The sequence below is a fragment of the Pseudarthrobacter sp. LT1 genome (assembly GCF_035621795.1).
Taxonomy (GTDB): domain Bacteria; phylum Actinomycetota; class Actinomycetes; order Actinomycetales; family Micrococcaceae; genus Arthrobacter.
In genome coordinates this window covers 3,368,059-3,393,382 of sequence record NZ_CP141830.1, presented here as the reverse complement: position 1 = coordinate 3,393,382, position 25,324 = coordinate 3,368,059, and the positions used below count along the sequence as shown (strand labels likewise).

Annotated in this window: 27 protein-coding genes and 1 tRNA gene; 9 read left to right on the top strand and 19 right to left on the bottom strand. The window is 66.1% G+C overall.

Features of this window, described 5'->3' with window-relative positions; translation table 11 throughout:
• Positions 1 to 28: 28 nt before the first annotated feature.
• The 13 genes from VIK36_RS15950 to VIK36_RS15890 all read right to left on the bottom strand — a co-directional run bounded on the left by VIK36_RS15950 (position 29) and on the right by VIK36_RS15890 (position 11,591).
• Positions 29 to 442 (bottom strand): hypothetical protein, encoded by a 414-nt coding sequence (locus VIK36_RS15950; protein WP_324642673.1) that lies wholly within the window; start codon positions 440 to 442, stop codon positions 29 to 31.
• 77 nt (positions 443 to 519) lie between these two features.
• Positions 520 to 1,029 (bottom strand): hypothetical protein, encoded by a 510-nt coding sequence (locus VIK36_RS15945; protein ID WP_324642672.1) that lies wholly within the window; start codon positions 1,027 to 1,029, stop codon positions 520 to 522.
• Between the two features lie 17 nt (positions 1,030 to 1,046).
• Complete coding sequence (locus VIK36_RS15940; protein WP_324642671.1) at positions 1,047 to 1,469, bottom strand: hypothetical protein; 423 nt, start codon at positions 1,467 to 1,469, stop codon at positions 1,047 to 1,049.
• 1 nt (position 1,470) lies between these two features.
• Positions 1,471 to 2,133, bottom strand: a complete 663-nt coding sequence (locus VIK36_RS15935) for a hypothetical protein (protein WP_255172875.1) — start codon at positions 2,131 to 2,133, stop codon at positions 1,471 to 1,473.
• A gap of 19 nt (positions 2,134 to 2,152) precedes the next feature.
• Positions 2,153 to 3,112 carry a hypothetical protein gene (locus tag VIK36_RS15930; protein WP_255172874.1) on the bottom strand — a complete coding sequence of 320 codons (960 nt, stop codon included), beginning with the start codon at positions 3,110 to 3,112 and terminating at the stop codon, positions 2,153 to 2,155.
• Positions 3,113 to 3,227: 115 nt separating this feature from the next.
• Positions 3,228 to 3,446 (bottom strand): NF038396 family protein, encoded by a 219-nt coding sequence (locus VIK36_RS15925; RefSeq protein ID WP_324642670.1) that lies wholly within the window; start codon positions 3,444 to 3,446, stop codon positions 3,228 to 3,230.
• A 4-nt stretch (positions 3,447 to 3,450) separates the two neighbouring features.
• On the bottom strand, positions 3,451 to 4,035 hold the full coding sequence (locus VIK36_RS15920) for a dihydrofolate reductase (protein WP_324642669.1): 585 nt from the start codon (positions 4,033 to 4,035) through the stop codon (positions 3,451 to 3,453).
• Positions 4,032 to 4,835 (bottom strand): thymidylate synthase, encoded by an 804-nt coding sequence (locus VIK36_RS15915; RefSeq protein ID WP_324642668.1) that lies wholly within the window; start codon positions 4,833 to 4,835, stop codon positions 4,032 to 4,034. Before VIK36_RS15915 ends, VIK36_RS15920 begins: the two co-directional genes overlap by 4 nt.
• Positions 4,813 to 6,441, bottom strand: coding sequence for a hypothetical protein (locus VIK36_RS15910; RefSeq protein WP_324642667.1), 1,629 nt, complete (start codon positions 6,439 to 6,441; stop codon positions 4,813 to 4,815). The genes VIK36_RS15915 and VIK36_RS15910 overlap by 23 nt, the downstream gene beginning before the upstream one ends.
• 90 nt (positions 6,442 to 6,531) lie before the next feature.
• The gene (locus VIK36_RS15905) at positions 6,532 to 7,500 is read right to left on the bottom strand and encodes an NUDIX hydrolase (RefSeq protein WP_324642666.1); all 969 of its coding nucleotides are present in this window, start codon (positions 7,498 to 7,500) and stop codon (positions 6,532 to 6,534) included.
• A gap of 11 nt (positions 7,501 to 7,511) precedes the next feature.
• Positions 7,512 to 9,761 (bottom strand): RNA degradosome polyphosphate kinase, encoded by a 2,250-nt coding sequence (locus VIK36_RS15900; protein ID WP_255172869.1) that lies wholly within the window; start codon positions 9,759 to 9,761, stop codon positions 7,512 to 7,514.
• Between the two features lie 129 nt (positions 9,762 to 9,890).
• The gene (gene mshD, locus VIK36_RS15895; RefSeq protein WP_324642664.1) at positions 9,891 to 10,859 is read right to left on the bottom strand and encodes a mycothiol synthase; all 969 of its coding nucleotides are present in this window, start codon (positions 10,857 to 10,859) and stop codon (positions 9,891 to 9,893) included.
• Positions 10,860 to 10,892: 33 nt separating this feature from the next.
• Complete coding sequence (locus VIK36_RS15890) at positions 10,893 to 11,591, bottom strand: winged helix-turn-helix transcriptional regulator (RefSeq protein ID WP_159631339.1); 699 nt, start codon at positions 11,589 to 11,591, stop codon at positions 10,893 to 10,895.
• A 340-nt stretch (positions 11,592 to 11,931) separates the two neighbouring features.
• Here VIK36_RS15890 and VIK36_RS15885 point away from each other — a divergent pair, with 340 nt between their 5' ends.
• From VIK36_RS15885 to VIK36_RS15860, 6 genes are all read left to right on the top strand, one after another.
• Complete coding sequence (locus tag VIK36_RS15885) at positions 11,932 to 12,699, top strand: permease (RefSeq protein ID WP_324642662.1); 768 nt, start codon at positions 11,932 to 11,934, stop codon at positions 12,697 to 12,699.
• 173 nt (positions 12,700 to 12,872) lie between these two features.
• The gene (locus VIK36_RS15880) at positions 12,873 to 13,481 is read left to right on the top strand and encodes an FABP family protein (RefSeq protein WP_255172866.1); all 609 of its coding nucleotides are present in this window, start codon (positions 12,873 to 12,875) and stop codon (positions 13,479 to 13,481) included.
• A 59-nt stretch (positions 13,482 to 13,540) separates the two neighbouring features.
• Positions 13,541 to 14,278, top strand: a complete 738-nt coding sequence (locus tag VIK36_RS15875) for a flavodoxin family protein (RefSeq protein ID WP_324642661.1) — start codon at positions 13,541 to 13,543, stop codon at positions 14,276 to 14,278.
• A 22-nt stretch (positions 14,279 to 14,300) separates the two neighbouring features.
• On the top strand, positions 14,301 to 15,383 hold the full coding sequence (locus VIK36_RS15870) for a YgfZ/GcvT domain-containing protein (protein ID WP_255172864.1): 1,083 nt from the start codon (positions 14,301 to 14,303) through the stop codon (positions 15,381 to 15,383).
• Positions 15,383 to 15,808, top strand: coding sequence for an ankyrin repeat domain-containing protein (locus tag VIK36_RS15865; protein ID WP_255172863.1), 426 nt, complete (start codon positions 15,383 to 15,385; stop codon positions 15,806 to 15,808). Before VIK36_RS15870 ends, VIK36_RS15865 begins: the two co-directional genes overlap by 1 nt.
• A 51-nt stretch (positions 15,809 to 15,859) precedes the next feature.
• The gene (locus VIK36_RS15860) at positions 15,860 to 17,386 is read left to right on the top strand and encodes a DHA2 family efflux MFS transporter permease subunit (protein WP_324642660.1); all 1,527 of its coding nucleotides are present in this window, start codon (positions 15,860 to 15,862) and stop codon (positions 17,384 to 17,386) included.
• Here the strand turns inward: VIK36_RS15860 and VIK36_RS15855 are convergent.
• From VIK36_RS15855 to VIK36_RS15835, 5 genes are all read right to left on the bottom strand, one after another.
• On the bottom strand, positions 17,348 to 18,064 hold the full coding sequence (locus VIK36_RS15855; protein WP_324642659.1) for a GNAT family N-acetyltransferase: 717 nt from the start codon (positions 18,062 to 18,064) through the stop codon (positions 17,348 to 17,350). The two genes, VIK36_RS15860 and VIK36_RS15855, sit on opposite strands and share 39 nt — an antisense overlap.
• A 27-nt stretch (positions 18,065 to 18,091) precedes the next feature.
• On the bottom strand, positions 18,092 to 19,117 hold the full coding sequence (locus tag VIK36_RS15850) for an ATP-dependent 6-phosphofructokinase (RefSeq protein ID WP_159631345.1): 1,026 nt from the start codon (positions 19,115 to 19,117) through the stop codon (positions 18,092 to 18,094).
• Between the two features lie 191 nt (positions 19,118 to 19,308).
• Positions 19,309 to 19,566: a PspC domain-containing protein gene (locus VIK36_RS15845; RefSeq protein ID WP_255172860.1), complete on the bottom strand. Its 258-nt coding sequence runs from the start codon at positions 19,564 to 19,566 to the stop codon at positions 19,309 to 19,311.
• Between the two features lie 3 nt (positions 19,567 to 19,569).
• A complete protein-coding gene (locus tag VIK36_RS15840) occupies positions 19,570 to 19,827 on the bottom strand; it encodes a hypothetical protein (RefSeq protein WP_159631347.1) in 258 nt (85 codons plus the stop codon).
• 1 nt (position 19,828) lies between these two features.
• A complete protein-coding gene (locus tag VIK36_RS15835) occupies positions 19,829 to 21,421 on the bottom strand; it encodes a PspC domain-containing protein (protein WP_324642656.1) in 1,593 nt (530 codons plus the stop codon).
• Between the two features lie 125 nt (positions 21,422 to 21,546).
• On the opposite strand from VIK36_RS15835, the gene VIK36_RS15830 reads away from it, so the two are divergent.
• Together VIK36_RS15830 and VIK36_RS15825 are read left to right on the top strand one after the other, a co-directional pair.
• Positions 21,547 to 22,881, top strand: a complete 1,335-nt coding sequence (locus VIK36_RS15830) for an ATP-binding protein (protein WP_255172858.1) — start codon at positions 21,547 to 21,549, stop codon at positions 22,879 to 22,881.
• Entirely contained in the window at positions 22,878 to 23,567 is a 690-nt protein-coding gene (locus VIK36_RS15825) for a response regulator transcription factor (RefSeq protein ID WP_324642655.1), read from the top strand. Before VIK36_RS15830 ends, VIK36_RS15825 begins: the two co-directional genes overlap by 4 nt.
• A 122-nt stretch (positions 23,568 to 23,689) precedes the next feature.
• Here VIK36_RS15825 and VIK36_RS15820 read toward each other — a convergent pair whose 3' ends face one another.
• Positions 23,690 to 24,907, bottom strand: coding sequence for a pyridoxal phosphate-dependent aminotransferase (locus VIK36_RS15820; protein WP_324642654.1), 1,218 nt, complete (start codon positions 24,905 to 24,907; stop codon positions 23,690 to 23,692).
• Positions 24,908 to 25,184: 277 nt separating this feature from the next.
• Between VIK36_RS15820 and VIK36_RS15815 the strand changes: the two genes are divergently transcribed.
• Positions 25,185 to 25,257, top strand: a tRNA-Trp gene (locus tag VIK36_RS15815).
• Positions 25,258 to 25,324: the final 67 nt, after the last annotated feature.

The following is a 25,324-nucleotide window of genomic DNA, read 5'->3' as shown; positions in this document are numbered from 1 at the left end:
TCAGGCAAGTTTTCGCTGCCAGCTGCCGCTACCAGTCCGGCCTGCTTGAGCGGCGGGTAGGAGGCTCAAGGGTTTTCCCGGCCGCCTTCCGGAGGCGTGCAGCCTTGCGCTCCTTGAAGTAGTAAGCCCATGACGTCGGCACAATCCAAAGCCCGAAGGCGATGGCGAACACGATTTGGCCCCAATTGGGTTCCTCTGTGCCGTCTAAAAACAGTTTAACGAGGAGCGCAGCCACTACTCCGATGATCACTGTGATCAGGATGATGAGGAAAAGCAAGCCGCCGGCAGAGTTGACGGGCTTGACGGCACTGCCGGTTGAGCCCTTGTAAACGCCGTACTCTTCGGTGGTCAGTCCCTGCTTAGCGGCCTCCAGCTCCACCTGCTGCCGGTAGTAAACCTTCCGGCGGCCCGGTTCTGTTGGTCCAGGAACGGCGTCGTCCATTAATTTCCACTTCCGTTCTTAGTCGTTTGGGTGAGCAGCCGAGCGGTCCCTGGTTGGGCGCCAGGGAGCCCGGACTTCTAGGTCGCGGGCCCGTCCCCAGGAAACGGACGAGTGCTATCAGGGAAGTTTTCGCGGGTGATGGCGATGTGGGACGGATTCGATTCGAGCCAGGCGCGCGCCTGGTCATCCGAAAGTGCAAAACGCGGTTTCGGCAACCCTTTCAGCTTGCGCTTCTTGGACGCCCGCAGTTCGCGGCGAAGGCTGCGGACTCCCAGGAGCCATCCTCCTGTGAAGAGGACAGCACCCAGCAGTCCGAAAATGACAACAATTACATTGACGCTGGCAAGCGCAATGATCAGCATCAGGGGTGCGCCGAGGGCTGGAATGGTCATGAGGGCTGTCACGACAACGAGCCCTGTAGTCGTATGAACCGAGTAGTTTCCGGTTGGCTGGGAGCCGCCAATACCCCATTCGTCCTTTGTATAGGCATGGACTGTGCGGTCCATTCCCGTGGCATAGAAGTAAGGCCGATTCAGTAGTAGTTTCTGTGCGGCAGGATCGATTGCCAGTAGTGCCTCACGCTTCACTAAGGAAAGGTTGGCAGTTATCGGTCGAACTGGCGGGCCGTGGGTTCGGGGATTCCGCGTTCCGCCCGCAGGCGCTTGGCCCTTGAAGCCACTTTCGCCATGTGGATGGCGTATGCGGTGCCTCCAACTCCAGCCGCTGTCAAGAACAGCGCGCTCCACATCGGACCTTGACCCCTGCTTGTGGGTCCCGCCACCAGCAGGACGGAGAACACCGCGACAGCAGCTAAGACAGCCGCCATGACCAGGAAGCCGGCCGCAGACCGTACCTGAGGATGTGAGCTGGCGGTCACCACTCCTAGCTCGTCCTTCGCATAGCTGTACAGGCCACCGCTCACGGTGCGAAACAGGACTCTCTTTTCCCCGCGTGCCAGCGCCTGCTCGTGTTCGGCGCGGACTTGGTCGTCGGGAATAAAGCTATTGCCTGGAATGCCGTTCTGCACTTTAGTCCTGTCGGATTGATCGGATGTGATCCAAGACCTGGCCGTCTGTGAGCCCGGTCATTTCCTGAATGGGTTCGGAGGGTGCATCGATGGCACCATACCCTACCGTCCAGCCCTGCCCGCTGCGCTTGACGAGAAGTTGTTTTTTCGAATCGTCCTGCAGGAGTCGGATGGTGGCGCCCCCGGAAGGGTTGTCCTCTAGGTGCTTACGGACCATGTAGAAACCCGCTTCTGCGGGTGTTTGGTCGGGACGTTGTGCCATTGCAAACCAGCTGAGGTACGCGCGGGGCTGCAGAAGTATCTTGTACTCGGGCGACTCGACGGACAGCACGTTGTCTACGGAATCAGCGGTCAGGAGGTTGATCTGGACGTGCTTGACTGCCTCCGTCAGAGCGCTCGTTACTGCTGCTACCGGCCCGGCGACAGACAGTTCACCATGGGGTTCTGCTGTCGCCGCGCCACGAGCCACTAGGGAGGAGGCACCGGCAGCGAGCAGTGAAGGGTCGTCGAGCTCGTTCGTAAGCCTCAATGCCCTGGCAGATGCCTCTGCTTCAGGGCCACGGCGCAGACTCAGCAGAAGTGTCAGTTCGGCGAAACCAAATCCGATGGCGTCCGGGAACGCTCGTCCGGCAACTGTGCCCCTGGCCGTGCTTGTTTCAGTCACTGATTGTTCTCCTCAGTCCTTAGAAGCCGAAAAAGTCGCCGACTGCGTCGACCCCGTCGCTGATGGCACCGCCAACGGCTTCTGCCCCCTCAACGATCTTATCTTTAGCGTTATCGACCGCCTCGTGGATAACGGGGACGTTGTCGTACAGCGCGAGTGCGCCACTGGCCACCATGCAGGCCGTCCCTACCGGCGGTGGAGCAAAGGACAGGGCACCTAAGACAACTTTCGCGCCGGAATAGGCGCCTGCCTCGTAGTCGCCCTCTTTGATGTTGTTGAAGGCATCCATGGCGTCCAGGCCCACACCCACAACGCCCAGTCCCTTGCCGAAGCCGTCCAGGTACTTGAACGCCTTGGTGGTGTCGGCGAGGTTCAGGACTTCGTGGAATTTGCCTTCAAGCAAATTGTTGGACAGGTTGAAAAACCTGCTGAATTCGTTGGATTCCTCGAACGCCCGCCATGCTGTCGGATCAAAAAAATCGCCGATTCGCGACTTGTGGAGCATGGCACCGATGTCGAAGAGCCCGGCTCGAATGTTCGGGAAAGCCTTCGTGAGGCCGTAGATGTCCCAGCCATCGCGGAACGGGGAATCCGGATCAGTGAGCCAGTCCGGGCCCCACGGATCGTTGCTGCCCTGGCCAGGCACCGGCGGACGGGAGGTGCTGGCGTCGACAGACACACCAGGCTCGCCCGCTCCTCCCGAGCCGCTGGTGCTCGCCTTCTCCTGCTCATCGGCGTTCTTGAGCAGTACTTTCGATTCCTGCTGCAGCCGCGAGACGGTCTGCTGGAGAAGGGTCCGGTGGCTGGTGTTCCAGTCCGAGCGGAACCGCTGGGCGTCCGCGCCCTTCCAGGCCGGGTTGTTGTTGATCTGGCTGCTCAGCTGCGTCGACTGCTGCTGCAGCAGATCCGCCGTCTTGTTGAACTGCTGCGCGAGGGCCCGCAGTTGCTCGACGTCGGCGCCCCACAAAGTTCCTGCCACCAGGATTCCCCCCCCAATATTCATCCAGCAGCCCCCAGAGTGCTGCGTGCCCCAGCCTAGGCCGGGACCGGGCCGCCCGCGATGGGGTGGCCTCCCCATGCTGCTGCAGTGAGCGTTAGCCCTGGTTTGACTGCTCCAGTACGGCTGCCTTCCGCGCGCGCAGCGCGAAGAACGCCCCGAAGGTGAACACCTGCGTGACCACCACCAGCACGATGGCTCCGGCGATCTTGTTGCCTCCCAGGATCATGGTCAGTCCCACGATCGCGGACAGCAGCGCCAGCAGGGGCAGCAGCATGTAGCCCAGGACGAACAGGGTTTCCGGTTTCTTCAGCATGTTCCTAGCCCTCGGTCCGTGACCATTTGGTGAATCGGTAGCGTGTGCCGTTGGCGGCCGTGAGCCAGCCGTCCGGCGGGACGGAGGCGGTGGCCTCCCAGCTGGCCCCGAGCTCCGGGGCGAACGTGTCGCCGTCGGCCTTCACATCGATGGTGGTGACCACCGCGACGTTGGCGAGGTCCGTGGACTGGCGGAAGACGTCCCCGCCGCCCAGGATCCAGACTGTTTCGCCGCCGTCGACGAACTGCGACTCAAGGAGCGCGTCATCCAGGGAGGGAACCACGACGGCGCCCTCCGCCTCGGGAGTGTTGGCCCAGCTTTTCTGCCGGGTGATGACGATGTTGGTCCGCCCGGGCAGCGGGCGGTACTTGTCCGGGAACGACAGCCAGGTCTTCCGGCCCATGATGACCGGATGCCCGCTGGTGAGGCGGGTGAAGTGTTTGAGGTCCTCGGGCAGATGCCAGGGCATGTCCCCGTCCTTGCCGATCACACCGTCGGAGGTCTGCGCCCAGACCAGGCCGACGCCGGTGATCGAGGCAGCCAGCTCCTCCGTAAAGGACTGGGGATCAGTGGAGTTTTCGGTGCTCATACGGCGATCGGCGCCTTGATCGTCGGGTGGTGCTGGTAGCCCACCACGTCGAAGTCCTCCAAGGTGTAGTCGAAGATCGAGGCCGGCTTGCGGGTGATCTTCAGCTGCGGGTACTCGTAGGGCTCGCGTTCCAGCTGCTTGAGGACCTGGTCCATGTGGTTCTCGTAGATGTGCACGTCACCGCCGGTCCACACGAATTCGCCGGGCTCAAGGCTCACCTGCTGGGCGACCATGCAGGTGAGCAGCGCATAGGAGGCGATGTTGAAGGGGACGCCCAGGAACATGTCAGCGGAGCGCTGGTAGAGCTGGCAGGAGAGCTTGCCGTTGGCCACGTAAAACTGGAAGAAAGCGTGGCAGGGCGGGAGTGCCATGTCGTTGAGTTCGGAGACGTTCCACGCGGACACGATGTGCCTGCGCGAGTCTGGATTCGACTTCAGGTTCTCGATGAGTTCGGCGATCTGGTCGATGTGGCCGCCGTCCGGGGTGGGCCAGCTGCGCCACTGCACGCCGTAGACAGGGCCAAGGTCGCCGTCCGCGTCCGCCCACTCGTTCCAGATGGTGACGCCCTGGTCCGTCATCCACTTGATGTTGGTCTCGCCGCGCAGGAACCACAGGAGCTCAACCGCCACAGACTTGAAATGGACCCGCTTGGTGGTGATCAGCGGGAAGCTCTTCGAAAGGTCAAAGCGGATCTGGCGCCCGAAAACGCTGGTTGTTCCGGTGCCCGTGCGGTCCGATTTATGGGTGCCGGTGGCCAGGACATCGCGCAGGAGGTCTTCATAAGGCGTTGGGATGCTCACCCCCCAAGTCTACTGGCTGAAGATGTCCGGCTGGCGGTGCTACGCCGCTGCGCTGGGCTGTTCCACCGACGGGGATCACGGCGATCACCACGCCCGCGGCTGCGAGGAGGGCCCCCACGGCTGGGGCAGCCTGCCAGAAGATGTCCCACGGTTCCGGACTGAGTGGCGATGCCCGGTACAGCTTTGGTCCGGCGCTCATCAGAAGCACCCCGGCCTGGCCGGCCAGGAACGCCGCCAGCGTCCGGACCACCCGGTGCACGGCGATGGCGCGGAGTGCGGCGTCGAGTCCCGGGACAGCCCCTGGAACGCTGCTGCGCCGGCGGGCAAGCAGCAGGGGAAAGCCCGAAACGAGCACAACCCCGGCACTGGTCCAAACAGTGACCGGCCATGACTGCTCCACTCCCAGCTCAACCTGCCGCCAGGCAACAAGGAAAACGACAGCCACGAGAACGGTAGTAGCCGCAACCAGGGTGCAGGCCAGGACGGGTGAAACCGGTTGGCGGGGCCAGTGCCGGGGCTCGTCCGCGGTCCCGTAAGTCCGGTGGACCAGCAGTTCGCCGAGTGAAACAACGGCCAGGACTCCAGCTGCGGATACCGCCACGAAAAGCGCGGGATGCCCCGTCACGACTCCCGGGGCGAAGAATGCAGTGGGTATTGGCACGAACGCTGCCAGCCCCATCGCGGCGCCGATTGATACCGACAGCCGCGTCGCCGGCTGGGCCCGCGCGCTGGCATCCCGGCGGGATATTGGAGCCCCGGGAAACCTGGGCGGTGCCCACAGCAACATCAGTAGCAGCACCGCCAGATTCAACGCACCGGCCGGGTTGAACCAGTTCACGGGGCCAACGGCCGGATCGGGCCGGGCTGCGTGGTTCCCCGCAATGGCCGCCAACCCGGACGCGATTGTCGCCACCGTACGGAGCAGGCGGTTCGTGGTGATGGTCCACAGGACTCTGTCCGGTCCGGGAGCAAGTCCGTCCACCGGCGCCCTGCGGCTGATCAGCAACAGCACGGCGAGGGTTCCGCCAGCCAGGACGAACAACGCCCCGCCCAGGTACCTCGCCAGCTCCACGCCAGGGATCCGGCCTTCTCCGCCGAAGGTGGCGTAGCCGCCCTCACCATCCGGACGTGAGCCATACGGGCGGGGGTCGAAACCGGGCAGGGTGGACGTCCACGCGATCTGGGCGGCGGACAGTAGGAAGATCACCGTCACCGTCCAGGCGAGGGGACGGGAAACCAACCCTCGGAGCCGGGGAGGCTTTCGGCTCTGCAGGACCGGCCGGGGGCGTGCTTTGGGGTAGCTTGCCTGCCCCAGCGCGTGTGCGGTCAGGCAGCCGAGGACCGGCCAAGCGAGGGCCGGGGCGATGTCCACGGGCTCGGTTGATGCCCCGGATAGTGGCAGAATGCCCGCATTCGCAGCAGGAAGCAGGGAGCTTGCCATCCATCCGATGACGCCGATGCACAGCGCATGCCGGGACGCTGCGGCCATAGTGTCCCGGCCCCGGGCACCACGGATCAGGGATCGGAGCAGGAGGTACGCGCCGCCGGCGAGCAGGAACGGCCAGAGGACGGCCATGGGTGGAGCATCAGAAACAACAGCGGTCATGGCAGCCGGCACGTTATCCCCCCAGAACTGTGCATCGTTCACCCAAGTCAAGGGGGATACCGGGCCCCGGGTCAAGCGGCGCGGGTTTCCTTAGTCGTCAAAGGGCTTGAACTGCTCCACCGCTACAACCCGTTTCTTACCGCTGTTGGCCACATGGCAGACCACCACCTCGCCCGGGGACAGGAACGGCTCGTGGGCGGGCAGCAGCTTCGCCAGGTGTGATGGCATGTGGGTGGCAAGCTGCTTGAGCACCGTGGGCAGGGCGGGCCGGTGGGTACAGACCACCACAGCCCGTTGCTTGTCGACAAGCGATTCGATGACGGCCGCCGTCTTCTTCGGACTGCGCTGATGCTTGTGCTCGGTCAAGCCCTCCGCGAGCTTCACTTTCGCGCCCGTGGCCCGCGCGTACGGCGCGACGGTTGCAACGCAGCGCAACCAAGGGCTGGTTACCACCCGCATCGGCTTCCATGCCTGCAGGAGCCGGCCCACGGCCTGGGCCTGCCGGGATCCGGTGGCCGCCAGCGGGCGTTCGCCCTCGGCCTTGCTCCAGGATGAGCGCGGCTTGGCCTTGGCATGGCGGAGCACCAGCAGGGGCCACGTGTCCAGTTCCCCGCGTTCGTGCGCGTCGCGCAGGTATTCAAGTGGGCTGACGTCGGACGGGTTGGACAGCAGGCGGGCGGCCTTTTCGGGGGCGCACCACATGACGCTGTCCACCTCCTTGCCGTCAGGAACCACGGTCTCGCCGTTGACCTTGACGGCCCAGTAGTGGACGACCTTGAGGCCCGACGCAACGTGGTAGTGGATGGGCGGCAGGGGTATGCCCAGGGGCGCCTTAAGGCCGATCTCCTCCCACACCTCACGGACGGCGCATTCGGGGATTGTCTCGCCGGCGTCGATCTTTCCCTTGGGCCATGACCAGTCGTCATAGCGGGGTCGGTGGATCAGCAGGACCTCCAGGCCGTCCCTGCCGGCGCGCCAGGGAATGGCGCCCGCAGCAGTTACAGCTATGGGTTCCCCCGGGTGGTCAGTCTGGTCAGCTACGAGTGCATCGCTCGACAACGCGGCGGCCCTTATCGCCGGCTCAGGGTGCGTTGCCGCGGCCGGGACGCCAGCAGCCAGGACTGGACGTCTTCGAGCGGCTTCCCGTCCTCGGAGAGGTGGTGCCGGATCCAGCGGCCCTCGTTGTCGAGGTGCCAGCTGGAGGTTTCCGGGTCCATGTAGCGCCGCAGGAGGTCAAGGACGTAGGTGATGTCGTCCGGGCTGCTGAGCTGCACCAGCGCCTCCACCCGTCGGTCCAGGTTCCGGTGCATCATGTCCGCGGAGCCGATGTACACCACGGGGTCCCCGCCGTTGGCAAAGGCGAACACCCGCGAGTGTTCAAGGAACCGGCCCAGAATGGAACGCACCGTGATGTTGTCGCTCAGGCCGGGAACGCCGGGGCGCAGCGAGCAGATACCGCGGACTACGACGTCCACCTTCACGCCAGCCTGGGAGGCACGGTAAAGGGAGTCGATGATGGCCTCGTCCACCATCGAGTTCACCTTGATCTGCACATGGCCCGGCACGCCTGCCCGGGCATTGCGGATCTCCGTCTCAATCCGGTCGATGAGCCCGGAGCGCACGGAGCGGGGTGCCACCAGCAGGCGCTTGAAGGTTGACTTGGGCGCGTAGCCGGAAAGCTGGTTGAACAGCTTGGAAAGGTCCTCGCCCACCTGGTCGTTGGCAGTCAGCAGGCCCAGGTCCTCGTAGTACCGTGCAGTGCGCGGATGGTAGTTGCCGGTTCCGATGTGGCAGTAGCGTCGCAGCCCGTCCACTTCCTGCCGGACCACCAGCGAAAGCTTGCAGTGCGTTTTCAGGCCCACGATGCCGTACACCACGTGGACGCCGGCCTGTTCCAGTTTGCGGGCCCAGGAGATGTTGGCCTGCTCATCGAACCTCGCCTTGATTTCCACCAGGGCCAGGACCTGCTTGCCGGCCTCGGCAGCGTCGATCAAGGCGTCCACAATGGGCGAGTCACCGGAGGTGCGGTACAGGGTCTGCTTGATGGCCTGGACCTTCGGGTCCGCCGCGGCCTGTTCCAGGAAAGCCTGGACTGACGTGGAGAACGAATCGTACGGGTGGTGCAGCAGGATGTCCCGGCGGCGCATGGCGGCGAACACGTTGGCAGCCTTGGATGTCTCGGACTCGTTCAGGTACCGCGACGTGTGCGGGACATGCTTGGGGTAGTGCAGGTCCGCGCGGTCGATGCCGGCGATGACGGACAGGCCCCGCATGTCCAGCGGCGCGGGCACCGAGTACACCTCGGACTCTTCGACCCCCAGTTCACGGATCAGCAGGGCCCGGATGTTGGGGTTGATGTCGTTGGTGACTTCCAGCCTGACCGGCGGGCCGAACCGGCGGCGGAGGAGTTCCTTCTCCAGTGCCTGCAGGAGGTTTTCGGCATCGTCCTCCTCCACCTCCACGTCCTCGTTGCGCGTCACGCGGAAGGTGTGGTGCTCCAGGACCTCCATGCCGGGGAACAGCTTGTCCAAGTGCACGGCGATGACTTCTTCAAGCGCGATGAACCGCGCCACCCGGCCCGGCACGGCACCGGCGCGGGGGCCGTCGATGGAGATCAGCCGCGGCAGCTGGTCCGGGACCTTGACGCGGGCGAAGAGCTCCTTGTCGCTGACCGGGTTCCGGACCACGACGGCAAGGTTCAGTGACAGGCCCGAGATGTAGGGGAACGGGTGCGCCGGATCCACGGCAAGGGGCGTCAGGATGGGGAAGACTTTTTCCGCGAACATGACGCTGAGCTGCTGCTGGGCGGCGTCATCCAGTTCCCCCCACTGCATGACGTGGATGTGCTCGTAGGCAAGGGCGGGGCGGATCTGCTCGGCGAAGACCTGTGCATGCCGCTGCTGGAGCCGGTGGGCTTCCTCGCTGATCCGCTCCAGCACCTCAACCGGGCTCAGGCCGGCAGGGGAGGGGACGGCGAGTCCGGTAGCGATGCGGCGCTTGAGGCCTGCCACGCGGACCATGAAGAACTCGTCCAGGTTGGAGGCGAAGATGGACAGGAAGCTGACCCGTTCCAGCAGGTGGAGGGTGGGGTCTTCCGCCAGTTCCAGCACCCGGGAATTGAAGGCAAGCCAGCTCAGTTCGCGGTCCAGGAACCGGTCAGGGCGGATGTCGCCTTCCGGCTGCAGGTTCGGTGCGAACTCAGGAATGTCGATCCGGTCCTGGGTGGCCCGTGATGCCGGTACTTCGGAGGAGCCGAAGCGGGCCCGGACAGGCACCGCAACATCCTGGGACGTGGCTGTTCCGGACGGTTCCGGGTTCATGGCTTCTCCTTTAGCTGGCGCTCCAGTGCCGGCGCTTCCGCCCCGCGCGGCTCCATTTCAACCTTACAAGCATTCACCGGCCCCACGGCCTTTGTTTTACGCGGCGCCGGGGATTGGTTCGCGGTCTGCCTACCCGCCGGCGGGGCCGTACATGACGTCCATGTCCCAGCGGGTGAAGCCGAGCCGGCGGTACAGGGCAACGGCCGGGGCGTTGTCCGCATCCACGTAAAGCATCACGCCGTTCAATCCCGCGTCGCGAAGGTGTTTGATGCCGGCAATGGTCAAAGCCTTGCCCAGGCCCATGCCCTGTGCCTCCGGCGTCACGCCCACCACGTAAACCTCGCCGATCGCAGGGTGCTCACCGTGGCGGGGGTGGACCTTGGTCCAGTGGTACCCCAGGAGGCGGCCGTCCCGGCCCTCCGCCAGGAGGAAGCCGGACGGGTCGAACCAGTCCTCCGCCATGCGCGCGTCGAGGTCGGCCCTGGTGAGGCCGCCCTGCTCGGGGTGGTGGGCGAACGCCGCCCGGTTGGCGGCCAGCCACGCCTCCTCATCCTTGCCGGGCACGAAGGCACGGATAGCCACGCCGTCCGGAAGGCCGGCGTCGGGCAGGTCCGCGCCCGCCGTCGTCATCCGCATCTTCCATAACTCGCGCATCGGCGCGTACCCGTAGCGGGCAGCAAGGTCGGCCGCGGCCTCGTGGTTGCCGTGGGACCACGCCTTCAGCCCGTCAAAGCCACGGACCTCCTTGAGCGCGCCCACCAGCCGGTCCGCCACACCCTGGTTCCGGTAGGAGGGATGGACGGCGATTTCCAGGATGCCGGTTCCGTCCTGCTCTTCAACCACGACGGCGAAGCCCGCCAGATCCTGGCCGGTCACCGGGTCGGAGTCCTCGTCCGGCGCGTAGAGGGCCAGTGTCAGCAGGGTGTGCTCCGCCGAATCTCCGGCGCGCATGGTCACCAGGGTTTGCTCCGAAATGGAAGGATTGCCGTCCGATTCCTCAGCCGCGGCCAAAAGGTCGCGGCAGTCTTTCAGCAGTTGCTGGTCAACTCCGCCCCGGACGACATGGACGGGCCACTTCTGCGGATGCGCTGGAGTCATGAGCCAAGGCTATACGCCGGCGGCGGTCCAGGCTCAGGCCTCGGTGAGTTCATCTTCCTGCTGCCGGACCAGGGTGAGGCGGTACCCCACGTTCCTGACGGTGCTGATCAGGTTCTCGTGGTCCGCGCCGAGCTTGGCCCGCAGCCGCCGGACGTGGACATCCACGGTGCGCGTGCCGCCGTAGTAGTCGTAACCCCAAACCTCGGTAAGCAGCTGCTGCCGGGTGAAGACGCGGCCCGGGTGCTGCGCCAGGTACTTCAGGAGTTCGAACTCCTTGAATGTCAGGTTCAGGGGCGCCCCGTTGACCCGGGCCGTGTAGCTTGCCTCATCGATGACGACGCCGGCGGCGCGGATTTCGCTCGGGGTGTCTTCCTGCTCGGGCACGGCCCGGGCGACGGACAGCCGGATGCGGGCCTCCACCTCAGCGGGGCCGGCGGAATCGAGGACGATGTCGTCAACGGCCCAGGCGGAGGACACCGCTGCCATGCCGCCCTCAGTGAGGATCAGCACGAGCGGGGCGCTGAGGCCAGTGGCTTTCAGGAGCTGGGTGAGGGAGCGGGCGCCCACCAAGTCCTTGCGGGCGTCCAGCAGGACAATGTCGCAGGGGTCTGTTTCGAGGAGGGCCGTCGGCTCGGCGGGGAGGATATGGACCCTGTGGTTCAGCAGCTCAAGGGCAGGCAGGATGTCCACCGAAGAACCGGTGCTGTTGGTCAGTAACAGGATGTGCGACATTGTTCCTCCAAGGGCCGTCCGCGCATCGTTGGGCGACTGAACCGGATTCTCACCGGCCGGTACTGGCTTCCTGCAGGAGGTTTTGGTCCGTCAGCATGCCGCCGGCCAGCCACCTCAGCAGGGAGCGTAGCTGAACCTTGAGTATACCCGTCAGCCCCTTTCAGACCACAGATTCGCGACGTGGGCAAGCACGTTTTGCGACATATCCAGTTCACATAAGGCAGGATTGGACCAGGGCGGATCTGCCCTGCCATGAGGGGGCTGACCAGCCTTCCGGCCGATCGCCAGGATGGGAAAACAGCGCAGTGAGTGCACAGACGAAGCACAGGCCGGGCTCCGCATGACGGCGGAACTGCAGGCGCCCGTCCGTTCTCTTGGCTCCTGGACCGTTGGCGTCGTCGGGATAGCCGGCCTCATTGCGATCATCGCCGGGGTCTACGCCTCGCCGGAAGCACTCGTGGCGGTGGGAATCCTGATCGCCGCGGCCGTGGGCATCGGCTGGCCGCACTTCCTGCGCATTCCCGCCAAGAAGACCCTCGCCGCCGTCATCGCCCTGCCGGGCGCAGGCGCCGCAGTGGCGGCGGGCCTGGCGCCCGCCCCCGGATACCTGGACTGGACACCGGCCTTCGTTGCCCTGGGAATGATGGCCGTCTTCGTGGTGCAGCTGATCCGCGGCACCGGGCAGGCGCAGCGGCTGGAGTCCACCCTTGGATGCTGCGCGGGTGTCCTCTTGTCCTGCCTCGGCGCGGGCTGGATTGCCGGTTCCCGGTTCAACGGTGTCCGGGAAATGCTGCTGGTGGCGGCGATCAGCGCCGCAGTGGCCCTGCTGGCAGGGCTTATCCGCTGGCCGGACAGCATCGTCGCCCCGCTGGGAGTGGTGCTTGCCGGACTGGCCGGACCGCTCGCCGGGCTGGTCCTGTCGGACATCGCCGTCCTGCCGGCCGCCGTCTTCGGCGTGGTTGTGGGTGCGGTCCTTGCCAGCTTCCGGCGGCTGGCAACGCTCCGCGGCGCTCCGCTGAACATCGCGGCCGCGCTGGGCATGGGCCTTGCCCCGGTTTCGGCCGTCGGATCCCTCGCGTACTTCATAGACAAACTACTCATCTACTAACGGGTTAGGATGGCACCATGTCCGTACTTGCTTTTGAAATCTTCTTCCTTGTCCTGCTCGGCATTGCGAGCCTGTCCATGGCCTGGTTCGCCGGTTTCGTGGTCTACCGCCTCTTCAAGGGCCAGAAGTAGCCACCCCTTTTCCAGGACCGGCCGTATCTGGAGGTAATACCAATGCCCATTGAGATTCCTACAGACCTGACCCCCGAACTCGTCCCCCTTTCCTGGCTCATCGGTGAGTGGGAGGGCCGGGGCCGGCTGGGCAGCGGCGACGAGGATTCCGAACACTTCCTGCAGCACGTCTCCTTCACCCACAACGGCCTGCCGTATCTGCAGTACCGTGCCGAAAGCTGGTTGACCGACGACGAAGGCACGCGCCTGCGGCCGCTCACCGTCGAGACAGGTTTCTGGGCCCTGGAGCGCAAGCAGCTTGATGCCGACGGCGGTCCCGGCCTGGTGCCGGCCGACATCGTGCCGGTGCTGAAGAGTGCCGACGAGGTAGAGGCACTGCGCAACAAGGACGGCGGCTTCGACATCTCCGTGTCCATCTCGCACCCCGGCGGAATCTCGGAGTTGTACTACGGCCAGATCAAGGGTCCCCAGATCCAGCTGACCACCGACATGGTGATGCGCGGCAGCCACTCGAAGGACTACAGCGCGGCCACCCGCATTTTCGGTCTGGTGGACGGCAACCTGTTGTGGCGGTGGGACGTGGCCGCGGGCGGTGAGGCAGGAAAGGGTCTGGAGGCACATGCTTCCGCCTTCCTGCACAGGGTTTCCTGACCAACGAGTTTCCTGACCATAAAGAGGGTCTCCTGACCCACGAAAAGGGGAGCGGCACCGTGGAAGAAAGCACCCGGGAAGCAGCAGGAACGCCGGCCGGTTACAGCGACCTCAAGGCTGTCTTCTTCAACGGCACGCTGAAGAAGTCGCCCCAGACCTCCAACACCGATGGGCTGATCCGCGTCAGCCGCCGGATCATGGAAAAGCAGGGCGTCAGCACCACGGTGATCCGCACGGTGGACCACGACATCGCCAGCGGCGTCTACCCGGACATGACCCAGTACGGCTGGGCTACCGACGAGTGGCCGGAGCTTTACCCCGCGGTCCAGGAAGCCGACATTGTTGTGGTGGCCGGACCCATCTGGCTGGGGGACAACTCCTCCCAGACCAAGAAGCTGATCGAACGCCTCTACGCCCACTCCGGGGAGCTCAACGGCAAGGGCCAATGGGCGTTCTACCCGAAAGTCGGCGGCTGCCTGATCACCGGAAACGAAGACGGCATTAAGCACTGCGCCATGAACGTCCTGTACAGCCTGCAGCACATCGGCTTCAGCATCCCCCCGCAGGCCGACGCCGGATGGATCGGGCCGGTGGGGCCCGGACCCAGTTACCTGGATGAAGGCTCGGGCGGCCCGGAGACAGACTTCACCAACCGGAACACCACGTTCATGACGTGGAACCTCCTGCACCTGGCCCGGACCCTGAAGGACGCCGGGGGTTATCCCGCGTACGGAAACCTGCCGGGCGAATGGGCTGCCGGCACACGATTCGATTTCGAAAACCCGGAATACCGCTGACCTCCAAGGACTTCTACTACATATGACTACGCCCAGCCCTTTGTTGTCGCGCCCCGGGGCCGTCGAGGCCGCCGGCCCTGACGCCGGGGTCGCCGCCCACTACGGCGAGCCGCTGCGCGAGCAGCGCGCACTCGCCGCCGGAACAGCCGTCGTCGACCTTTCCCACCGCGGCGTGGTCACCGTCACCGGGCCGGACCGGCTCAGCTGGCTCAATACCCTGTCCTCACAGCAGGTGGCAGCCCTGAAACCGGCCGAGTCCAGCGAACTGCTGCTCCTCAGCGTCCAGGGCCGCATCGATTTCGACGCCCGGGTGGTCGACGACGGCGAAAGCACCTGGCTGATCGTGGAGGCAGCCGAAGCCGCCCCGCTTGCCGAGTACCTCAACCGCATGAAGTTCATGCTGCGGGTGGAGATCGCCGACGTCTCGGGGGACTGGGCCGTTGTGGGCAGCACACGTGCCGTCCCCGAATGGTCCGGCCACCTCGCCTGGCAGGACCCGTGGCCGCACGTCTCCGCCGGCGGATACTCCTACGCCACCGTCTCCGAGGAGAACCATCCCGGGCTTGAGCGCCCTTGGTTCGAGTACCTCATCCCCGCCGCCGGGCTTGAGGACGCCGTCGCCGGGCGCGCGTTGGCCGGCGTGCTCGCCGCCGAGGCCCTCCGGGTCGCTGCGTGGCGGCCCAGGATCGGGGCCGAGACGGACGACAAGACCATCCCGCACGAGCTGGACCTGCTGCGCACCGCCGTGCATCTGGCCAAAGGCTGCTACAAGGGGCAGGAAACCATCGCCCGCGTCCACAACCTTGGCCACCCGCCGCGCCGGCTGGTGTTCCTGCAGTTGGACGGTTCGCAGCACACCCTGCCCGCTGCCGGCAGTCCCGTCTTGGCCGGGGAGCGGAAAGTGGGGACCGTGACATCGGTGGCGCAGCACTACGAAATGGGCCCCGTCGCCCTGGCAGTCATCAAGCGTTCCGTGGCCCCGGATGAAATACTGACGGTCCTGGACGGCGACGAGCCGTATCCGGCCGCCCAGGAACTCATCGTCGCCCCCGACGCCGGCCAGGTCGTGGGCCGCCAGACCGGATTCCTGAGGGGGCCACGCTGATGACCGAGAACACCACGCCCGACCACGCCGGGGCAGAGGCAACGGAGGGGCACGACGACGACGCCCTGGCTTTGGCGCACACGCTCTTCCAGGCTGCCCGTGACGGCAGCGACGAGCTACTGGGTGCCTACCTGGACGCCGGGGTGCCCGCCACCATGACCAACGCCGCCGGTGACTCGCTGCTCATGCTGGCGGCGTACCACGGCCATGCCGGGACCGTGCAGCTGCTTCTGCAGCACGGTGCTGAAGCCAACACCGCCAACGACAGGGGACAGACCCCGCTCGCAGGAGCGGCGTTCAAGGGTTACACGGACGTGGCCCGGGTTCTCCTGGGCGCCGGAGCGGATCCGGACGCCGGTGCGCCGTCGGCACGGGCAGCGGCGCAGATGTTTGCCCGCTCGGAGATCCTGGACCTGCTGGGCTGACTTTTCCGGGTTTCCGCCCGGCACCAAACAAAACTCCAGAAGGATGACAGAGTGGAAAACGTAGAAAAGCCGTGGCCGGCACTGTGGTCCCTGGTGATCGGGTTCTTCATGATCCTGATCGACAGCACCATCGTCTCGGTGGCCAATCCCCGGATCATGGAGGGCCTCCATGCCGACATTAACTCGGTGATCTGGGTGACCAGCGCCTACCTGCTGGCCTACGCCGTTCCACTGCTCATCACGGGCCGCCTCGGTGACAGGTTCGGGCCGAAGCGGCTGTACCTGCTCGGCCTGGTGGTGTTCACCCTGGCCTCGCTCTGGTGCGGCCTGGCCCAAAACGTGGAGACCCTCATCGTGGCGCGCGTGCTGCAGGGCCTCGGCGCCGCGGTCATGACGCCCCAGACCATGGCCGTCATCACCCGCATCTTTCCGCCTGACCGCCGTGGGTCCGCCATGGCCATTTGGGGTGCCACGGCCGGCATGGCCACCCTGGTGGGGCCCATCCTGGGCGGTGTCCTGGTGGACGGCCTGGGCTGGGAGTGGATCTTCTTCATCAACGTGCCCATCGGCGTCGTCGGTTTCATCCTGGCGATGCGCAACGTCCCTGCGCTGAGCACGCACCCGCACCGGTTCGATATCCCCGGTGTCCTGCTGAGCGCCGTCGGGCTCTTCCTGCTGGTCTTTGGCATCCAGGAGGGCGAGACGTACAACTGGGGCACCATTACCGGGCCGATCAGTGTGTGGGGCCTCATCATCGCCGGTCTTGTCATCCTGGCGGCCTTCGTGGCGTGGCAGCGGTTCAACAAGGGCGAGCCGCTGCTTCCCCTTGGACTGTTCCGCGACCGCAACTTCTCCCTCGCCAATCTGGGCATTACCATGGTGGGCTTCACCGTGACGTCCTTCGGCCTGCCCCTGATCTTCTACTACCAGTTGGTCCGTGGTCTGACGCCCACCCAGTCGGCACTGCTGATGGTTCCTATGGCGCTGATCTCAGGCGGCATGGCACCCGTGGTGGGCAAGATCGTCGACCGGGTCAACCCCAAGTACCTTGCCGCCGCCGGGTTGACGCTCATGGCGGTGGCACTGGTGTGGAACGGCCTGCTGATGCAGCCGGACACACCCATCCTGCTGTTCCTGCTTCCCAGCGCAGTCCTGGGCTTTGCCAACGCCGGTATCTGGGCTCCGCTGAGCACCACTGCCACCCGGAACCTTCCGCCGCGCCAGGCCGGTGCCGGCTCCGGCGTTTACAACACCACCCGCCAGTTCGGTGCCGTGCTGGGCAGTGCTGCGATCGCCGTCCTCATCCAGTCGCGGCTGGCGGCCGAACTCCCGTCCCGAGGCCCGGGCGGCCCATCCGGTGAGGGCATGGGCATGGGCGGCGGTACGCTTCCCGAGTTCCTGCACGCAGGGTTTTCGACGGCGATGGCCCAGTCGATCCTCCTCCCGGCCGCAGTGGTGCTGGTTGCGGCAGCCGTTGCGCTGTTCTTTGCCAAGCCGAAGCCGGTCCAGAACTGGGGAGGCCCAGGGCAGGGCCAGGAGTCACCGAAGGTGGACGCTGGTCTGGATTCCGCCGGCTGAGAGCCCCAGTTTCCGGGCGAGGGCAAGGCATCCGGTGTTGCTGACGTCTGCACGCCATTGCAGCGTCAGCCCGGCCGCCAGTGCCTCGTGGGCGGCGATGGATCCGGCCAGGGCTCCGAGACCTTGCCGTCGCCACTCAGGATCCACCAGGACCCCCATGTTGCCGAGCAGGCCTTCCCACTCGCCATAAGCGCCGCAGGCAAGGGGGACCCGCCTGCCATCGATTTCATGGACGATCGTGTAGCGGTTCTCGAGGTCGGAAAGACCCACCTCGTTGACGTCGTCCGGCGGGCACCTGCCCTCCAGCTCGATCGCCTCCGGATTACCGTGCGAGACGGTCAGTTCCTCGGAGGGCTGCTGGAGGGGCAGGTCGTCGGCGAAGAACAGGGCCGCGGCACCGAGTCCGTGGCCGCCCTGCTGCCTGGTCAGTTTCAGGAGGGTGACGTGCTGGGCCATTTCCTCGTCGGGAATTTCCGCCGCGGCGTCGATGACGCTCCGTGGTCCCACCAGGGCGGAACTTCCGAACAGCCGCACAAACTCGACAGTCCGGGCCGATTCATCGGCCCGGACAATCCGTTCACCCGATGCCAGGGCGTCACCGAACGCGTCGTCGTCAAGGCCCAGCCGGCGTGCCCACGCCAACTGGATGATGGCCGCTGAGCCGGGATCGAGTGTCATGGTCCCAGCCTAGGGCGGCCTGCAGGCTTAGCCGAACAGGACCGCGGCTTCGTCGTAGCGGTTTTGCGGGACGGTCTTGAGCTGGCCCAGGGCTTCCTCGAAGGCGACATGCTGGATGTCCGTGCCCTTCAGGGCCACCATGGTGCCCCAGTAGCCTTCGACCACGGAGTCGATGGCGGCCATGCCCAGCCGGGTGGCCAGGACCCGGTCAAAGGCCGAGGGGACGCCGCCGCGCTGGATGTGCCCCAGGATGGTGGCACGGGTTTCGATGCCGGTCCGGGCTTCGAGTTCGGGCGCCAGCTGGTCTGCGATGCCGCCCAGGCGGGGACGGCCGAACGTGTCCAGGCCGCGCTCGGAGTGCGGGCTTTCCATGTGCTCCGGAACGAACCCTTCAGCCACCACCACCAAGGGCGCGCGGCCGCGGGCGTGGGCTTCATTGACCCATTCGGTGATCTGCTCGATGCTGACCTTCTGCTCCGGGATAAGGATGGCGTGCGCCCCGGCAGCCATCCCGGCGTGCAGTGCAATCCAGCCCACGTGCCGGCCCATCACTTCCGCGATCATGCAGCGGTGGTGGGATTCACCCGTAGTGCGGAGCCGGTCGATGGCCTCGGTGGCGATCTGGACGGCGGTATCGAAACCGAAGGTGTAGTCGGTGGCGTCGAGGTCGTTGTCCACGGTCTTGGGGACGCCCACGATCTTGAGTCCGGCGTCGGTCAGGCGCTTGGCCGCGGCCAGGGTTCCCTCCCCGCCGATGGCAATGATGGCGTCGATGCCCAGCCGGTCCATGTGGGCCTTGATGGCCTCGGGACCGCCGCCGTTTTCGAACGGGTTGGTGCGGGAGGTGCCCAAAATGGTGCCACCCTGTTTGGCGATGCCGCGGACCATGGTGCGGGGGATGTCGATGATGTCCCCTTCCACCACGCCCCGCCAGCCATCACGGAATCCGACGAACTCCTGGCCGTGGACCGCAATGCCTTTGAGCACTGCGCCTCGGATCACGGCGTTCAATCCGGGGCAGTCGCCACCGCTGGTGAGGATTCCAATTTTCATGTTCGGCTCAAATCCTGGGGAGAAGGTTTACAGGCAGAGCGCCACGCTGAGCTCACCTAGAAGTGTAGTGGGGGGTGTGGGGTACGACACAAACCGGTTACATGGGGGCCGGCTCCGCTCCGGACGCGGGGACACGAAAAAGGCCCCTGCCCCGTGATCATTCTCGGGGGCAGGGGCCGTGGTCCTGGAGGTCAGGGCCGGTTCAGCGACCGGCGGTCCAGGAACGTCTGGAGCGGAATCTCGTTGCGCTGGTCCGGAAGGATGACCCACGCCAGGACGTAGAAGACGAAGGCCGGGCCCGGAAGCAGGGCGAAGAGCAGGAAAGCGATACGGACGAATGCCACGTCCACATTGAGTTTGGCAGCGATGCCGCCACAAACCCCGCCAAGCCACCGCTCGGGGCCGCGCTTCAGGCCGAAGCCCCTGACAATGCTGAAGAACTTATCCATGGTTCAAGACTTCCCTGTAGTTGGTTCGTTGTCACGTTTCCGGGCTGAGAGCAGGCCGCCCACCACCAGGGCCACCCCCGCGCCGATCATCAGGCCGATCAGGACGTAGGTGCCGTTGAGCGTCACGATGCCAAGCTGCGCCACGATGATCAGCGCGGCCAGTGCCAGGACGATCAGGCCCCACACCACCGTTCCCACCCTGGCCGGTGCCGGTCCGGCAGTGTCCTGGCCCGCCGTCGTCGGAATGTTGCTGTTGTCCATGTCAGTTGCCTTCCTGGATCGTGACGTTGCTGAAGGTGCCGTCGATCTGCACCACCAGGTGGTTGCCTGGCCGGTCCGTGTTGTAGCTGCTTTCGCGGGTGGTGGTGCCGCCGCGCTGGCCGCTTCCTTCGTTCAGGTTGCCCATGGTCATGTCCGCCTTGATGTCAACGGGCAGGTTCTGCGGGATCACCACGGTCACGTTGCTGGCGGTGATGTCGAGCGGAACCACGACGTCGGACGTCAGGGGGGCGGTTGGGGAGAGTCCCGTGAGGTCCACGGTTCCCCGTCCGGCGGTGATGTCGATGCCGCCGCGCGCTTCCTCGATGCTGGCCGGGTTCCAGTCAACTTGCTGGAACCGCATCCGGCCGTCGTCCAGGGTGTTGTAGATGCCGCCGGTAACCAGTGCGATCACCGCGAAGAGGCTCAGGATGCCGGACGTGCGGCCGCGGAAGCCCGCCATCAGGATGCCCAGGCCAAGGACCGCCGCCGCGCTGGCCCACACGATGGCGTTGCCCGAGCCGCCCAGGTTGATGATGTCCGCGGCGTCCAGGGCCTTGAGTCCGCCGCCCACCAGCAGGGCAGATCCGGTGGCGATGGCGACTGCGGGGGCGCCGGGGCCGGATGGGCGGGGCTTTGGCGGCCGCGGCGGGACCCACGGGGTGGGGTACCCGGCGTCACCGGGTCTGCCGTTGCCGGGGCCGCCCGGGGAGGTGCCGGCGCCGCCAATTCCGGCACCAACTCTGCCCGCCCCCACCCTGGCGCCGCCAACGCCGCCGGGGCCGGCCGGGATGCTCCCTGCGGGACTGTAGCTGCCGTGGCCGTAGGAGCCGGTGGGCGCTGAACCGGTGGGGCCGCTGCCGTGGGTGGGTGCTGCAGTTGGGCCAGGACCGGGAACGGTGCCGGCGGTGAACGTTGAGGTGTGGGCCGTGCCGTCCATCGGGTAGGTCCCGCCGGAGGCGGCCGTGCCGTGCCCGGCCATGGTGGGGTGGGCCTTGTTGCGCTGGGAGAGGTAGTAGATCAGGTAGATGGCGCCGCCTACCCAGAAGAGGGTCCACAGCAGGCCGCTCAGGCCGTTGTGGCTCCAGCCCCAGAAGCCTCCGCCCAGCCCGGTGAGGCCCAGGACCGTGGCGATCAGGGAACCCGTCATGCCGCTGGACCAGCGGCCGGCCCCTGCTTCCTGGACGTGAATCCTGCCGTCCGGTTCCGGAAGGAAGGCCCAGGCCAGGCCGTACAGCAGTACCCCGATGCCCGCCAGAAGGGTCAGGACGATAAAGGCGCCGCGGATGATAATCGGGTCAACGCCAAGCCGGTGGGCGATGCCGCTGCAGACGCCGCCGATCCAGCGGTCGTTTCCCCGGTAGATACCGTTGCTGCGGATCCAGCCGAAGAAGTCGGTGGACGGCGCCGGGGCGGGGCTGCCTTGGAACGCGTAGCGCTGGGATTCGTCCGCAGGCGGTACCGTGGCGGGGTCCGGAGGCGTTGGGGCGGAGGACGGCAGGGGCTCGGTGGGCTGCTCGCTGTTCGCGCCGGGCTGCCCGTCGGGGAGGGGCTCGGCAGGGTGTTCGTCGTCAGGGGAGGGGGTCTGCGAGTTCATACCTCGATCCTCCCGTTCAGACCGGTTGGCGCTCTATTGGGGGAAACCCTGAACCGTCCCTGAGCTGTCCCCGGGAAGCGGCCGATTGCGGTCCGGGCAACCCTGATCCGTGTTTGGATTGACCCATGACATCCCTTCCGGCGCGGCCGCCCCTGGCACGGAGCAGCGACCGTGTGATCGCGGGGGTGTGCTCCGGCCTCGCCGCGCACCTGGGCTGGCCGGTGAAGAACGTGCGCCTGGGCATGGTCCTGGCGTCTTTCGCTGGAGGGGCGGGCCTGGTCTTCTATGCCTGGCTCTGGATCATGGTGCCCACGGCGGACGAGGCCGCCCGCCGCAACGCCCGCCGCCCGGCGTCGCCCATTGCCCCGGCGGTGAGCGAGCCCCAAGGAAAAGCGGCCGACGCCGGAACCCCGGCGGGTGCAGCCGGTCCCCTTACTGAAGGTGAGGGCGCGCTCCCGGTGCCACCCTGGTTCCGGGCGCGTGGAATGCGGTATGGCAAGGAAATCCTGTTGGGCTGCGGGCTCCTGCTGGTGGCGGGCATCATGATTGCCCAGTTGCTGGGCGTGGATGTGTCCCTCGGAACGCTGATCCCGGCTGCTGCTGTGCTGGGCGGTGCCTCGATCGCGTGGATGCAGCTGGACGAGACCCGGCGCGCCGGCCTGGTGGACAAGACCAAGGCGGACCAGGCCGGAGGCTGGGGCCGGCTCGCTGCCGGTCTGGCGCTGGTGGTGGCCGGGGTCCTGGTGATGGTGTCCGGCTCGGGTTCCTGGGAACAGACCTGGCTCGCCTTGCTCGCGTCGGTGGCCGTCCTCGGCGGCGTGGTGCTGGTCCTGCTGCCCTGGGCTCTGAAGTTCTGGCGTGACCTGGAAGCGGAGCGCGCCGGCCGGATCCGGGAAACGGAACGTGCCGAGATCGCCGCCCACCTCCACGATTCGGTACTGCAGACCCTCGCTTTGATCCAGCGGCGCGCAGGCAACGAGCACGACGTCGTCCGCCTGGCCCGTGCCCAGGAACGCGAGCTGCGCGGCTGGCTGTTCCAGGATCCAGGCCGCGAAAGCGGTCAGCTCTCGGACCGGATCAAGGCTGTTGCCGGGGAGGTGGAGGACCTGCTCGGCAACGCCGTGGAGGTGGTCACCGTCGGTGACGCCGCCATGACCGAGGCGCATGAGGCCCTGGTCCAGGCAAGCCGGGAGGCCATGCTCAACGCCTCACGGCACGGTGGCGGGACGGTCTCGGTCTACCTTGAAGCGTCGGACGGGCAGGCCGAGATTTTCATCAAGGACAGGGGATCGGGCTTTGAGCTGCGGGACGTGCCCGCGGACCGGCTCGGTATTCGGGAATCAATCATCGGCAGGATGAAACGGCACGGCGGCTCGGCCGCCATCCTCAGCACCGGCGACGGCACCGAGGTCCGCCTCCGGCTGCCGGCCGCAGCAGAACACGCGGAAGGAAAATCATGAACACAACCCAGGGAACAGGTGCCGGAAGTGCCCGGCCGGCCACCCCCGTGCGGGTGGTCCTTGTGGACGACCACGCCATCTTCCGGTCCGGTCTGAAGGCGGACCTCGACGCCGGCATCCAGGTGGTGGGGGAGGCCGCCACCGTTGAGCAGGCCATCGCCGTGATAGCCCAGCAGCGGCCCGACGTCGTCCTCCTGGACGTGCACCTGCCCGGCGGACTGGGCGGCGGCGGCCGGGAGGTCATCGCAGGCTCCGCTGCGCTCCTGTCCAGCACCCGCTTCCTGGCACTGAGCGTCTCCGACGCCGCGGAGGACGTGGTCGCCGTCATCCGTGCCGGCGCCCGCGGCTATGTCACCAAGACCATCTCCGGCACCGAAATTACCGACGCCGTGTTCCGGGTGGCCGGCGGTGATGCCGTCTTCTCGCCCCGCCTGGCCGGTTTTGTCCTGGACGCCTTCGGCACTGCCCCCGCGGACATCGCCGATGATGAACTGGACAAGCTCTCAGCCCGCGAACTGGAGGTCATGCGGCTCATCGCCCGGGGCTACAGCTACAAGGAAGTGGCCAAGGAACTCTTCATCAGCATCAAGACCGTGGAGACCCATGTCTCGGCGGTGCTGCGGAAGCTCCAGCTCTCCAGCCGCCACGAACTCACCAAGTGGGCCGCGGAGCGGCGCCTCCTCTAGACGCCCCATCAGATCCTGCCGTTCAATCTCCAACGCCCCATCACCTTTCGGGCCTTAAACCAGAACGCCCCATCACTTGGTGATGGGGCGTTCCGGTTTTTCCTGTGAAAGGTGATGGGGCGTTACTGGGCCTTGCCCAGGAAGTCCTGCAGGCGCTGGACACCCGTGGCGAGGTCCTCGTCCCCCAGGGCGTAGGAGAGGCGCAGGAAGCCGGAGGGGCCGAACGCCTCGCCCGGAACCACTGCCACCTCAACCTCGTCGAGGATCAGCGAGGCCAGCTCTGCGGAGGTCTGCGGTGTGGCGGTGCCGGACGCGGTGGGGAATTCCTTACCCAGCAGCGCACGGACGTCCGCGTATACGTAAAAGGCGCCCTTCGGCGTCGGGCATTCCACGCCGTCAATGGCATTCAGCCCCGCGACGATGGCCTTGCGGCGGCGGTCGAACGCCACCTTCATCTCATCGACGGCGGTCAGTGGGCCGGACACGGCAGCGAGGGCGGCAATCTGCATGATGTTGGACACGTTGGACGTGGCGTGCGACTGGAGGTTGGTGGCCGCCTTGATGACGTCTGCCGGGCCGATCATCCAGCCCACCCGCCAGCCGGTCATGGCGTACGTCTTGGCGACGCCGTTGAGGATGACCACCTTGTCGCCCAGTTCCGGGGCAGCGGTGGCGATGGACGTGAACGGGACACCGTCGTAGGTGAGGTGCTCGTAGATTTCGTCCGTGACCACCCACAGGCCCTTGGCCGCGGCCCACTTGCCGATCTCCGCCACCTGCCCGGGGGAGTACACGGCACCAGTGGGGTTCGACGGAGAGACGAACAGCAGGATCTTGGTCCGGTCCGTCACGGCCGCTTCGAGCTGTTCAACGGTCACCAGGTAGTCCTGTTCGGGCCCGGCGAAGACCTCTACGGGGACGCCGCCGGCCAGCCGGATGGCCTCAGGGTAGGTGGTCCAGAACGGGGCAGGCACAATGACCTCGTCGCCCGGATCCACCAGGGTGGCGAAGGTGTTGTAGACGGCCTGCTTGCCGCCGTTGGTGACCAGCACCTGTGAGGGATCCACCGTGTAGCCGGAGTCGCGCAGCGTCTTCTCTGCGATTGCCTTCTTCAGTTCGGGCAGGCCGCCGGCAGGGGAGTAGCGGTGGAACCTGGGCTGGCCGGCAGCCTCGATGGCCGCCTGGACGATGTAGTCCGGGGTGGGGAAATCGGGTTCGCCCGCACCGAAACCAATAACCGGCCGGCCAGCTGCCTTCAGCGCCTTGGCCTTGGCGTCAACGGCCAGGGTTGCGGATTCGGCAATTGCGGAGATGCGTTGGGAAACGCGGGCGGAAGACATTGGCAGGTCCGTTCTTCGCTTGCAGCCCGGAGGCTGGAATGTGGGATTCGACGAGTTCTACTCTATGCTGTTCACCGGACCCTCCGGGGTGCCGGTTTTGATTTATGACTGCCCCGCGCAGCACGTTTCAAGCCGGACTGCGGATGGGCCGGAACGGGCTGGTTTTACCTATGCGAAGTTCTTGCGTAGACTGGTTCACCGGTGTTGAAACACAGATGATGGCGTGCGCCCCAGTCCAAACTGGTGTTGGGCCATCAAAGAGTGGAATTCACTCCATAGGGTAGTGGCGCAATTGGTAGCGCAGCGGTCTCCAAAACCGCAGGTTGCAGGTTCGAGTCCTGTCTGCCCTGCGCAAGCTGCTCCGGGCGAAAGCCCGGAGCAGGCGCAGCAACCATGGTTCTGATCAGGGCCGGGTAA

Coding starts and splice junctions, on each gene's coding strand:
- VIK36_RS15910 (WP_324642667.1), bottom strand. CDS start 6,441: ATGACCGCTGTTGTTTCTGATGCTCCACCCATGGCCGTCCTCTGGCCG.
- VIK36_RS15820 (WP_324642654.1), bottom strand. CDS start 24,907: ATGTCTTCCGCCCGCGTTTCCCAACGCATCTCCGCAATTGCCGAATCC.
- VIK36_RS15920 (WP_324642669.1), bottom strand. CDS start 4,035: ATGAGCACCGAAAACTCCACTGATCCCCAGTCCTTTACGGAGGAGCTG.
- VIK36_RS15870 (WP_255172864.1), top strand. CDS start 14,301: ATGACTACGCCCAGCCCTTTGTTGTCGCGCCCCGGGGCCGTCGAGGCC.
- VIK36_RS15840 (WP_159631347.1), bottom strand. CDS start 19,827: ATGGACAACAGCAACATTCCGACGACGGCGGGCCAGGACACTGCCGGA.
- VIK36_RS15850 (WP_159631345.1), bottom strand. CDS start 19,117: ATGAAAATTGGAATCCTCACCAGCGGTGGCGACTGCCCCGGATTGAAC.
- VIK36_RS15885 (WP_324642662.1), top strand. CDS start 11,932: ATGACGGCGGAACTGCAGGCGCCCGTCCGTTCTCTTGGCTCCTGGACC.
- VIK36_RS15890 (WP_159631339.1), bottom strand. CDS start 11,591: ATGTCGCACATCCTGTTACTGACCAACAGCACCGGTTCTTCGGTGGAC.
- VIK36_RS15845 (WP_255172860.1), bottom strand. CDS start 19,566: ATGGATAAGTTCTTCAGCATTGTCAGGGGCTTCGGCCTGAAGCGCGGC.
- VIK36_RS15950 (WP_324642673.1), bottom strand. CDS start 442: ATGGACGACGCCGTTCCTGGACCAACAGAACCGGGCCGCCGGAAGGTT.
- VIK36_RS15900 (WP_255172869.1), bottom strand. CDS start 9,761: ATGAACCCGGAACCGTCCGGAACAGCCACGTCCCAGGATGTTGCGGTG.
- VIK36_RS15925 (WP_324642670.1), bottom strand. CDS start 3,446: ATGCTGAAGAAACCGGAAACCCTGTTCGTCCTGGGCTACATGCTGCTG.
- VIK36_RS15830 (WP_255172858.1), top strand. CDS start 21,547: ATGACATCCCTTCCGGCGCGGCCGCCCCTGGCACGGAGCAGCGACCGT.
- VIK36_RS15880 (WP_255172866.1), top strand. CDS start 12,873: ATGCCCATTGAGATTCCTACAGACCTGACCCCCGAACTCGTCCCCCTT.
- VIK36_RS15855 (WP_324642659.1), bottom strand. CDS start 18,064: ATGACACTCGATCCCGGCTCAGCGGCCATCATCCAGTTGGCGTGGGCA.
- VIK36_RS15825 (WP_324642655.1), top strand. CDS start 22,878: ATGAACACAACCCAGGGAACAGGTGCCGGAAGTGCCCGGCCGGCCACC.
- mshD (WP_324642664.1), bottom strand. CDS start 10,859: ATGACTCCAGCGCATCCGCAGAAGTGGCCCGTCCATGTCGTCCGGGGC.
- VIK36_RS15865 (WP_255172863.1), top strand. CDS start 15,383: ATGACCGAGAACACCACGCCCGACCACGCCGGGGCAGAGGCAACGGAG.
- VIK36_RS15835 (WP_324642656.1), bottom strand. CDS start 21,421: ATGAACTCGCAGACCCCCTCCCCTGACGACGAACACCCTGCCGAGCCC.